Origin of the sequence: Streptomyces sp. NPDC059679 (assembly GCF_042734105.1) — a bacterium.
Taxonomy (GTDB): domain Bacteria; phylum Actinomycetota; class Actinomycetes; order Streptomycetales; family Streptomycetaceae; genus Streptomyces.
In genome coordinates this window covers 19,106-29,125 of sequence record NZ_JBHWES010000106.1, presented here as the reverse complement: position 1 = coordinate 29,125, position 10,020 = coordinate 19,106, and the positions used below count along the sequence as shown (strand labels likewise).

9 protein-coding genes are annotated in these 10,020 nt (G+C 70.4%); 7 read left to right on the top strand and 2 right to left on the bottom strand.

The genetic code is table 11. The annotated features are described in order from the left end of the window. The 3 genes from ACFV2X_RS52195 to ACFV2X_RS52185 form a co-directional block, all read left to right on the top strand. Positions 1-714: flavodoxin-dependent (E)-4-hydroxy-3-methylbut-2-enyl-diphosphate synthase (locus ACFV2X_RS52195; RefSeq protein ID WP_385630552.1), on the top strand; the 714-nt coding region annotated here is incomplete at its 5' end. 32 nt (positions 715-746) lie between these two features. Further along, a complete protein-coding gene (gene dxs / locus ACFV2X_RS52190) occupies positions 747-2,756 on the top strand; it encodes a 1-deoxy-D-xylulose-5-phosphate synthase (RefSeq protein WP_385630550.1) in 2,010 nt (669 codons plus the stop codon). After that, positions 2,753-4,153, top strand: a complete 1,401-nt coding sequence (locus tag ACFV2X_RS52185) for an aspartate aminotransferase family protein (protein ID WP_385630547.1) — start codon at positions 2,753-2,755, stop codon at positions 4,151-4,153. The genes dxs and ACFV2X_RS52185 overlap by 4 nt, the downstream gene beginning before the upstream one ends. Positions 4,154-4,207: 54 nt before the next feature. Here ACFV2X_RS52185 and ACFV2X_RS52180 read toward each other — a convergent pair whose 3' ends face one another. Beyond that, entirely contained in the window at positions 4,208-5,017 is an 810-nt protein-coding gene (locus ACFV2X_RS52180) for a tyrosine-protein phosphatase (protein WP_385630546.1), read from the bottom strand. 174 nt (positions 5,018-5,191) lie between these two features. Between ACFV2X_RS52180 and ACFV2X_RS52175 the strand changes: the two genes are divergently transcribed. After that, a complete protein-coding gene (locus ACFV2X_RS52175; RefSeq protein ID WP_385630543.1) occupies positions 5,192-7,297 on the top strand; it encodes an alpha-galactosidase in 2,106 nt (701 codons plus the stop codon). 78 nt (positions 7,298-7,375) lie between these two features. Continuing rightward, positions 7,376-8,200, top strand: coding sequence for an SGNH/GDSL hydrolase family protein (locus ACFV2X_RS52170; protein WP_385630540.1), 825 nt, complete (start codon positions 7,376-7,378; stop codon positions 8,198-8,200). Positions 8,201-8,299: 99 nt separating this feature from the next. Here the strand turns inward: ACFV2X_RS52170 and ACFV2X_RS52165 are convergent, their stop codons facing one another. Beyond that, positions 8,300-8,653: an ATP-binding protein gene (locus ACFV2X_RS52165; RefSeq protein ID WP_256982203.1), complete on the bottom strand. Its 354-nt coding sequence runs from the start codon at positions 8,651-8,653 to the stop codon at positions 8,300-8,302. Between the two features lie 223 nt (positions 8,654-8,876). Between ACFV2X_RS52165 and ACFV2X_RS52160 the strand changes: the two genes are divergently transcribed. Together ACFV2X_RS52160 and ACFV2X_RS52155 are read left to right on the top strand one after the other, a co-directional pair. Then, entirely contained in the window at positions 8,877-9,743 is an 867-nt protein-coding gene (locus tag ACFV2X_RS52160; RefSeq protein WP_089510517.1) for a helix-turn-helix transcriptional regulator, read from the top strand. A gap of 3 nt (positions 9,744-9,746) precedes the next feature. Next, a complete protein-coding gene (locus ACFV2X_RS52155) occupies positions 9,747-9,998 on the top strand; it encodes a DUF397 domain-containing protein (protein ID WP_014175173.1) in 252 nt (83 codons plus the stop codon). Positions 9,999-10,020: the final 22 nt, after the last annotated feature.

Genomic DNA, 10,020 nt, shown 5'->3' with positions numbered 1-10,020 from the left:
GCGGGGTCGTTGGACAAGCGGCTGCTGGAGAAGTACGGCAAGGCGACGCCGGAGGCGTTGGTGGAGTCGGCGTTGTGGGAGTGCTCGCTGTTCGAGGAGCACGGGTTCCGGGACATCAAGATCTCGGTGAAGCACAACGACCCGGTCGTGATGATCAACGCGTACAGGCAGCTGGCGGAGCGGTGCGACTATCCGCTGCATCTCGGTGTGACCGAGGCGGGCCCGGCGTTCCAGGGGACGATCAAGTCGGCGGTGGCTTTTGGTGCGCTGCTCAGTGAGGGGATCGGGGACACGATCCGGGTGTCGCTGTCGGCGCCTCCGGTGGAGGAGATCAAGGTCGGCATCCAGATTCTGGAGTCGTTGAATCTGCGGCAGCGGCGGCTGGAGATCGTGTCGTGTCCGTCGTGCGGCCGGGCGCAGGTGGATGTGTACAAGCTGGCGGACGAGGTCACGGCGGGTCTGGAGGGCATGGAGGTGCCGCTGCGGGTCGCGGTGATGGGGTGTGTGGTCAACGGCCCCGGTGAGGCGCGTGAGGCGGATCTGGGGGTGGCCTCGGGCAACGGCAAGGGGCAGATCTTCGTCAAGGGTGAGGTGATCAAGACCGTGCCCGAGTCGAAGATCGTGGAGACCCTGATCGACGAGGCCATGAAGATCGCCGAACAGATGGAGAAGACCGGGGCCCCTTCGGGCATCCCCGAGGTCACCGTGAGCTGATCTACGCACATACGCAAGGAGGGGATCCGCGCATGCCACTACTGGAGCGCGTCGGGGGCCCACGTGACCTCAAGACACTCACCGAGGAACAGCTGGCCGAACTGGCGGAGGAGATCCGTCAGTTCCTGATCACCGCGGTGGCCAGAACCGGCGGGCACCTGGGCCCCAACCTGGGTGTCGTCGAGCTGTCCATAGCACTCCACCGCGTCTTCGACTCGCCCGTGGACCGCGTCCTGTGGGACACCGGGCACCAGTCGTACGTCCATAAACTGCTCACCGGCCGCAAGGACTTCTCCAAGCTCCGCGGCAAGGGCGGGCTGTCCGGCTACCCGTCGCGCGCCGAGTCCGAGCACGACGTCATCGAGAACAGCCACGCCTCCACCGTCCTGGGCTGGGCCGACGGCCTGGCCAAGGCCAACGAGGTCCTTGGCCGCACCGACCGGCATGTCGTCGCGGTCATCGGCGACGGCGCGCTGACCGGCGGCATGGCCTGGGAAGCGCTCAACAACATCGCCGCCGCCCGGGACCGCCCGCTGATCATCGTCGTCAACGACAACGAGCGCTCGTACGCGCCCACCATCGGCGGCCTCGCCAACCACCTGGCCACCCTCCGCACCACCGACGGCTATGAGCGCTTTCTGGCCTGGGGCAAGGACGTGCTGCAGCGCACGCCCGTGGTCGGCCAGCCGCTGTACGAGTCGCTGCACGGCGCCAAGAAGGGCTTCAAGGACGCCTTCGCACCTCAGGGCATGTTCGAGGACCTGGGCCTGAAGTACGTCGGCCCTATCGACGGACACGACATCGCGGCCGTCGAATCCGCCCTGCGCCGCGCCCGGCGGTTCCACGGCCCGGTCCTCGTCCACTGCCTGACCGAGAAGGGCCGCGGCTACCGGCCCGCGCTGGAGGACGAGGCCGACCGCTTCCATACGGTCGGCGCCATGGACCCGCTGACCTGCGCGCCCCTCGCGCCCTCCGGCGGCCGCTCATGGACCTCGGTGTTCGGCGAGGAGATGGTACGGATCGGCGCCGAGCGCCCCGATGTGGTGGCGCTCACCGCCGCGATGCTGGACCCCGTCGGTCTGACCGAGTTCGCCCAGGCGTATCCGCGGCGGGTGTGGGACGTCGGCATCGCCGAGCAGCACGCCGCGGTCTCCGCCGCCGGTCTCGCCACCGGCGGGCTGCACCCGGTCTTCGCCGTCTACGCCACCTTCCTCAACCGCGCCTTCGACCAGCTGCTGATGGACGTCGCGCTGCACAAGTGCGGGGTGACCTTCGTCCTGGACCGCGCGGGCGTCACCGGCACCGACGGGCCCAGTCACAACGGCATGTGGGACATGTCCGTCCTCCAGGTGGTGCCGGGCCTGCGGGTCGCCGCCCCGCGCGACGCGGACCAGCTGCGCGCCCAGCTGCGCGAGGCGCTGGACGTGGCCGACGCGCCGACCGTCATCCGCTTCCCCAAGGAGTCCGTGGGCGAGCCGATCCCGGCGCTCGGCCGCGTCGGCGGCATGGATGTGCTGCGGCACGGCGGGCCGGAACCGGCCGACCAGGGCGGCGGCGGTGATGTGCTGCTGGTCGTGGCCGGGGTGATGGCCCAGGTCGGGCTGGCGGCGGCCGAGCTGCTGGCCGAGCGGGGCATCGGCTGCACGGTCGTCGACCCGCGCTGGGTCAAGCCCGTCGACGCCGCCCTGCCCGGGCTGGCGGCGCGCCACCGCGTCGTGGCCGTCGTCGAGGACAACAGCCGCACCGGCGGGGTGGGGGCGGCGGTGGCGCAGGCGCTGCGCGACGCCGAAGTCGATCTGCCGGTGCGCACCTTCGGCATCCCCGAGGCGTTCCTGGCACACGCCAAGCGCGGGGAGGTGCTGGCCGACATCGGGCTCACCCCGGCCGAGATCGCGGGCCGGATCGGCGCGGCCCTGGCCCGTATCGACGCGTCCGCCGCCGTTCCCGTCACCGCGCCCGTCACCACCGCCCCCGGCGCCGGGCGGCGCGCGGCCACCGCCCGGCCGGCCCCGCCCGCGGCCCGCAAGGAGAAGGACGCATGACAGCAGCCGAGCAGGGATCGGGCTTCGACCTGGACAAGCTCCTGGCCGAGCGCGGGTCCGAGCGGTACGACCTGCATGCCAGGCACCTCAACCACCAGCTGCCGCGGATGCTGCACACCATCGGCTTCGACAAGGTCTACGAGCGGGCCGAGGGCGCGTACTTCTGGGACGACGAGGGCCAGGACTACCTCGATATGCTCGCCGGCTTCGGGGTGATGGGCCTGGGCCGCCACCACCCGGTCGTCCGCAAGGCGCTGCACGACGTGCTGGACGCCCAGCTGGCCGATCTGACCCGCTTCGACTGCCAGCCGCTGCCCGGTCTGCTCGCCGAGAAGCTGCTCGGCCACGCCCCGCACCTGGACCGGGTCTTCTTCGGCAACAGCGGTACGGAGGCGGTGGAGACCGCCTTGAAGTTCGCCCGGTACGCGACGGGCAAGCCGCGCGTGCTGTACTGCGCGCACGCTTTCCACGGCCTGACGACCGGTTCGCTGTCGGTCAACGGAGAGGACTCCTTCCGTAAGGGGTTCGCGCCGCTGCTGCCGGACACGGCCATTTCGCTCGGCGATCTGGCCGCGCTGGAGCGGGAGCTCAAGCGCGGCGATGTGGCCGGGTTCGTGGTCGAGCCGATCCAGGGCAAGGGCGTCCACGAGACCCCGCCCGGCTTTCTGCGCGCCGCCCAGGAGCTGCTGCACAAGCACAAGGCGCTGCTGATCGCCGACGAGGTGCAGACGGGGCTCGGCCGGACCGGCACCTTCTTCGCGTATCAGCACGAGTCGGGCGTGGAGCCGGATCTGGTGTGCGTGGCCAAGGCCCTGTCGGGCGGGTATGTGCCCGTCGGCGCGACGCTCGGCAAGGACTGGATCTTCAAGCGCGTGTATTCGTCGATGGACCGGGTGCTGGTCCACTCGGCGAGCTTCGGCGCCAACGCGCAGGCGATGGCCGCGGGTCTGGCGGTCCTCGCGGTCATGGAGGACGAGAAGGTCGTCGAGAACGCCCGGCACACCGGCGATCTGCTGCGCACCCGTCTCGCCGCGCTGGTGGACCGCTATGAGCTGCTGTACGAGGTGCGCGGGCGCGGGCTGATGATCGGCATCGAGTTCGGGAAGCCGGCCTCGCTGGGGCTGCGCAGCCGCTGGGCGATGCTCCAGGCGGCCCGCAAGGGGCTGTTCGCGCAGATGGTGGTCGTACCGCTGCTGCAGCGGCACCGCATCCTCACTCAGGTCTCCGGCGACCATCTGGAGGTCATCAAGCTGATTCCGCCGCTGATCGTCGGGGAGCGGGAAGTGGACCGTTTCGTCGAGGCGTTCACGGCCGTCATGGACGACGCACATGGGGGCGGCGGGCTGATGTGGGACTTCGGGCGGACGCTCGTCAAGCAGGCGATGGCCCACCGCTGACCGCCCCACGCCTGAGCCGGCGGCGGCCCCGCCGGCTCGGGCGTCCCCATGGCCTCAGTTCGCGAGCAGCCGCTCCCGCAGCCGCTCCCGCTTGGCCGCGTCGAGTCCGAGCCCCCGGGCGAGGTACTTCTCGGTGTCGCCCCAGGTCTCCTCGATGGCCGTGAAGGCGGTCGCCAGATACTCGGCGCGGGCGTCGAAGAGCGGCGCGAGCAGCGCCATGACCTCGGGGGACTTCCCGTCCTCGGCGTGTGAGGCGCGCCACACCTTGTAGCGGCGGTGGGCGGCGGCCGACTCCAGGTAGTCGGCCTCGATGGCGTCCCGCTCCACGCCGAGGGCCAGCAGGGCCACCGCGATCGACAGACCCGCGCGGTCCTTGCCGGCCGAACAGTGCATCAGCGCGGGCGAAGCGCCGTCCGCGAGCTCGTCGAGCACCCGGCGGTGCTCGGCGGTCCGGGTGGTGATGATCAACCGATACGAGTCGATCATCCGCTGCGCCGCCCGCCCCTCGCCCAGCATCTCGCGCAGCGTGGCCAGATCGCCCTCGCGGACCATGGTCCAGAAGCCGGCGCCGTCGGCCGGGTCGGACAGCGGGAGGTTGACGGTCCGCACGCCCGGGAGCACCACATCCGGGCCCTCGAGCTTGATGTCGGCGGAGTTGCGGAAGTCGAAGACGGTGTGCAGCCCGAGGGAGTCGAGGAACGCGGCGTCGGTGTCGGTGGCATGCGCCAGATGGCCGCTGCGGAACAGTACGCCACGTCCCACCCGCCGTCCGTCGACGGTCGGCAGACCGCCGACGTCCCGGAAGTTGCGCACCCCGGTGAGCTCGGGCTCGGTCGACGGAACCTGCGGCGTCTGCTGCGTCACGGGCGCTCCTTCGGCTCGGCCGCCGGCGCCGCTCGTCGGCGAGGCGGACTGTGCTTGACCATACGACATGGGTGTACGGGGGCGACCAGGTCGCCATGGAGGGGTGCCCCGGGCATTGCGCACCGGGTGCGCTGCCCCGATGATGTTCTGGTCTGTGCGGAATTGGGGAGAGTAATGATTGAAATCGGTGGTAGCGGTCGGGTCTGGCTGCTGTCGGGACGGCGCAGCAGCTATGCGCTGCACCTCACGGAGAACGACGAGTTGCTTCACCTCCACTGGGGCCCGCGCATCGCGCTCCCCGACGCGGAGGCCCTTGCTCTGAGGTCCGTCCCCCCGCCATGGGGTTTCGAATCACCCCTGGACGGGCGCGAAGAATTCCCCGTGGAAGGCGGGCCCCGCTTCGTACGCCCCGCCCTGTCGGTGCGGTCGCCGGGCGTGAGGGGCACCGAGTGGCGCTTCGAGCGGGGCGAGGTGACCGACTCCGGGGCAGAGCTGCGGCTCCACTTCCACGACTCGCTGCACCACCTCGCCCTCACCCTCCACTACCGGATGCGCGACGACTACGACGTGGTCGAGCGCTGGACCACCGCGGCCCACGCGGGCGGCCCGGACGACGCCCCCCTGGAACTGCTGCGCATCGACTCCGCCGCCTGGTCCCTCCCGGCGCGCGACCGCTGGCGGCTGTCGCATCTGTACGGGCGCTGGGCCGCCGAGAGCCAGCTGGTGCGTGCCGACCTCACGCCCGGTGAGAAGGTCCTCGGCAGCCGCCGCGGCCACACCAGCCATCAGCATCTGCCCTGGATCGCCCTGGACGGCGGCGAGGCCACCGAAGAACACGGCGAGGTGCACAGCTGCGCCCTCGCCTGGTCCGGGTCCTGGCGGATCGCCGTGCAGCAGCTGCCCATCGGCGCCGTACAGGCGGTCGGCGGCGTCGGCCACGACGACTCGGGCCAGCTGAGCCTGGCGCCCGGCGAGTCCTTCACCACGCCCGTCTTCGCGGGCCTGTGGACCGACGGCGGGTTCGGCGCCGCCAGCCGCGCCTGGCACGCCTGGCAGCTGGCCCAGGTGATCCCCGACGCGGACCGGCACCGTCCGGTGCTCTACAACTCCTGGGAGGCCACGTTCTTCGACGTCAGCGAGGAGCAGCAGCGCACGCTCGCCCGCCGCGCCGCCGAGATGGGCGTGGAGCTGTTCGTCGTCGACGACGGCTGGTTCGGGGCGCGCACCAACGACCGCGCCGGGCTCGGCGACTGGACTCCCAACCCCGACCGCTTCCCCGGCGGACTGAAGCCCCTCGCGGACGAGGTGCACGCGATGGGCATGCAGTTCGGCATCTGGGTCGAGCCCGAGATGGTCAACGCCGACAGCGACCTCTACCGGGCCCACCCCGACTGGGTGCAGCACCACCCCGGCCGCAATCGCACCGAGTTCCGCAACCAGCTGGTGCTCAACCTCGCCAGGCCCGACGTACGCGAGCACCTGTGGGAGCGGCTGGACACCCTGCTCTCCAGCGCGCCCATCGACTATGTGAAATGGGACTTCAACCGGTCCTTCTCCGATGCGGGGTGGCCCGGCGACCCGTACCCCCAGCGGCTGTGGATCGAGCATGTGCGGGGGCTGTACGAGCTGCTGGGGCGGCTGCGGGCCGCGCACCCGGGTGTCGCCTTCGAATCCTGCTCGGGCGGCGGCGGCCGGATCGACCTGGGCGTCCTCGCGCTCACCGACCAGGTGTGGACCTCGGACAACACCGACCCGCTGGACCGGCTGCCCATCCAGCACGGCTTCAGCCAGCTGCACCCGGCCCGCGTCATGGCCGCCTGGGTCACCGACACCCCCAACGCCATGGGCAGCAAGCGCGTCACCTCACTGCGCTTCCGCTTCATCAGCGCGATGGCCGGGGTGCTGGGGGTGGGCGGCGACCTGAGTCACTGGAGCGAGGAAGAACTCGCCGAGGCGCGCGACTGGGTGGCCCTCTACAAGCGCATCCGGCCGGTCGTCCAGCACGGCGAGCTGTACCGGCTGCGGCCGCCGGGCGACGGCGGGCTGACCGCGGTGCAGTACGTACGCGGTGAGGAGACCGTGGTGCTGGCCTGGCTGCAGGCCCAGACCCTCGGCGAGCGGCAGCCCGCGCTGCGGCTGCGCGGGCTCGACCCCGAGAGCCGGTACGAGGACCTGGAGACCGGAGAGGTTCACCGGGGGGCCGTGCTCAGCCACCACGGCCTCGAGACCGGGCTCCGTCGGGACCTGGACGCCGCCGTATTCCGCCTTCGGCGAATCTGACCAGGTGGGATAGATCACCCTCCGTCAACCCCTCCTTACGATGGCGTAGGTCACTCACCAGGGTGGAGGATGTCGGGAGTGGCAGACGATGCGAAGAGACTCAACAGCGGAGTGATCGGGTCCTACGCCGCCATCGGGGACAGCTTCACCGAGGGCGTCGGCGACCCGGATCCGGAAGGCGTTTTCATCGGCTGGGCGGACCGGCTGGCCGCCCTGCTCTCCGACCGACATTCCGGAGCCGGGCCCATCGGCGGCCCGGCTCCGGCCGACTTCCGCTACGCCAACCTCGCCGTACGCGGCCGGCTCCTCGACCAGATCGTCGAGGAGCAGGTCCCGCGCGCGATCGAACTCGGCCCCGATCTGGTGACCTTCTGCGGCGGCGGGAACGACATCCTGCGGCCAGGCAGCGACCCCGACGACGTCGCCGAGCGCTACGAGGCGGCCGTGGACCGGCTCACCTCCCACGTCGGCACGGTGCTGCTGTGCACCGGGTTCGACCCACGCGGCGTGCCGGTGCTGCGCCATCTGCGCGGCAAGGCCGCCACGTACACGGCCCATGTGCGGGCGATCGCCGACCGGTACCGGTGCCCGGTGCTCGACCTGTGGTCGCTGCGCTCCGTACAGGACCGGCGGGCCTGGAGCGAGGACCGGCTGCATCTGTCGCCCGACGGACACACCCGGGTCGCGCTGCGCGCCGCCAAGGTGCTCGGCCTCGACGTACCGGTCGACCCGGACCAGCCGTGGCCGCCGGAGGGGCCGCGCTCGGCCGCCGAGGTGCGCCGGGCCAACATCCACTGGGCGCGCGAATACGCGGTGCCCTGGATCGGCCGACGGCTGCGCGGGGAGTCGTCGGGGGACCATGTGGAGCCCAAGCGTCCGGACCTGCTGCCGCTGCGGCCCTGAAGGCTCCCGGAGCGAAGTCCCGGACACCCCGGGGAAACCCCGAAGCAGAGAAACAGCGCGGAGAATCGGCGAACACAAAGCGGGTCGTGCCGGAGGGGCCTAAGCTAGATAGGCCCACACGGCGCGGCCCGTGCCATTGGCGTCCGGTCTGACGCCCCAAGCCTCGGACAGGGCCTCGACGAGCATCAGCCCGCGTCCGCCCTCTTGGTCGACGCTCACCGACCGGGCCTGTGGCTCCGTGCGCGCGCACCCTTGGTCGGCCACTTCCAGCCGCAAGCGCTTGCCCATGAGCTGCATGCTGCACCGTACCTCCTCGCTGGAGGTGTGGCGCACGGCGTTGGTGAAGAGCTCGGAGACGACCAACTCGGCGTTGTCGCACATCTCCTGCCTGGCGCCCCATGAGCACAGCCGCAGCACGACCAGCCTTCTCGCCTCCGCGACGGAAGTGCTCAGTGCCGGAAGACGAAAAGCGTCTTGCAGGCACGGAGCGGAGAGCGAGCCGCTGCGCCCTAACCGGAGAGCCTCATAGGAAGGAGCCACGCCGACACTATGCTCTGCGCCACTCGCGTATGGCAAGGTTCAATCTGTAAATTGCAGAATCGAAGAGACAGTCTGTTGTAGCGGCTGAGCGCGTGCCAGACTGCTGCGATGTGAAGGTAGTTGGAGGGGGACGGTAGTGGCGGATGCGCGAGCGGGCGGCGCCCCGACCGTCCTGAGAGTCGTGCTCGGCAAGCGGCTGCAGGACCTCAGGGAGAAGGCCGGGCTGTCGTACGAGCGGGCGGGCCGCGCCCTCGACGTCACCCATGCCACGATCCGCCGGATGGAAAAGGCCGAGGTCGGCCTGAAGCTTCCGTATGTCGAGAAGCTGCTGCGCACCTACGGGGTCACCGACCCGGAGGAAGTCGAGGGGTTCCTCTCCCTCGCGCGCGAGGCCAACAAGCCCGGCTGGTGGCACCGCTTCCGGGATGTGCTGCCCGAGTGGTTCAACACCTTTGTCAGCCTGGAGGGCGAGGCCAATCTCATCCGGGCCTATGAGCCGCACTATGTCCCCGGGCTGTTGCAGACCGAGGACTACGCCCGTGCGGTGATGTGCGCCGGAATGCCGCACGCGGCCGATGCGGAGACCGAGCGCAATGTCGCCCTGCGGATGGAGCGGCAGGCCCTCCTCACCCGTCCCAACCCGCCCATGCTGTGGGTGGTGATGGACGAAACGGTGCTCCGCCGACCCATTGGCGGGCCCGAGGTCATGCGCGATCAGATCACGCGGCTCATCGAAGCCGCGACGATGCCCAACATCAGGTTGCAGATCATGCCGTTCGACGCCGGGCCGCACCCGGCGATGTACGGCCCCTTCCATATCTTCCGGTTCCCGATTCAGGAGCTGCCGGACATCGCGTATACGGAGACGCTTGTCAGCGGTTCCTATTTCGACCAGCGCGATGACGTATCGGCGTTCCTGGAGGCCTTGGACCGGATGTGTGCGCAGGCCGCGCCTGCACAGACCACTCAGGCCATTCTGAGTGGCATTCGCAAGGAGATCTGATCGATGGATCGCATCTGCACGGACCGCGTCTACAGCGGAATGCCGGCGACCGACCTCGGTACCGAGGGCTGGCACAAGCCATGGAGCGGTGGCAACGGGGGAAGTTGCGTCGAGGCGATGAGGCTGAAGGACGGGCGAGTGGCGCTGCGCCAGTCCACGGATCCCGACGGACCTGCCCTCATCTACACGCATCTGGAGATGAAGCGGTTCATCCAGGGTGCGAAGGCCGGCGAAGCGGACTTCCTGCTCGCCTGACGCAGCCACGGGTCACAGGGGA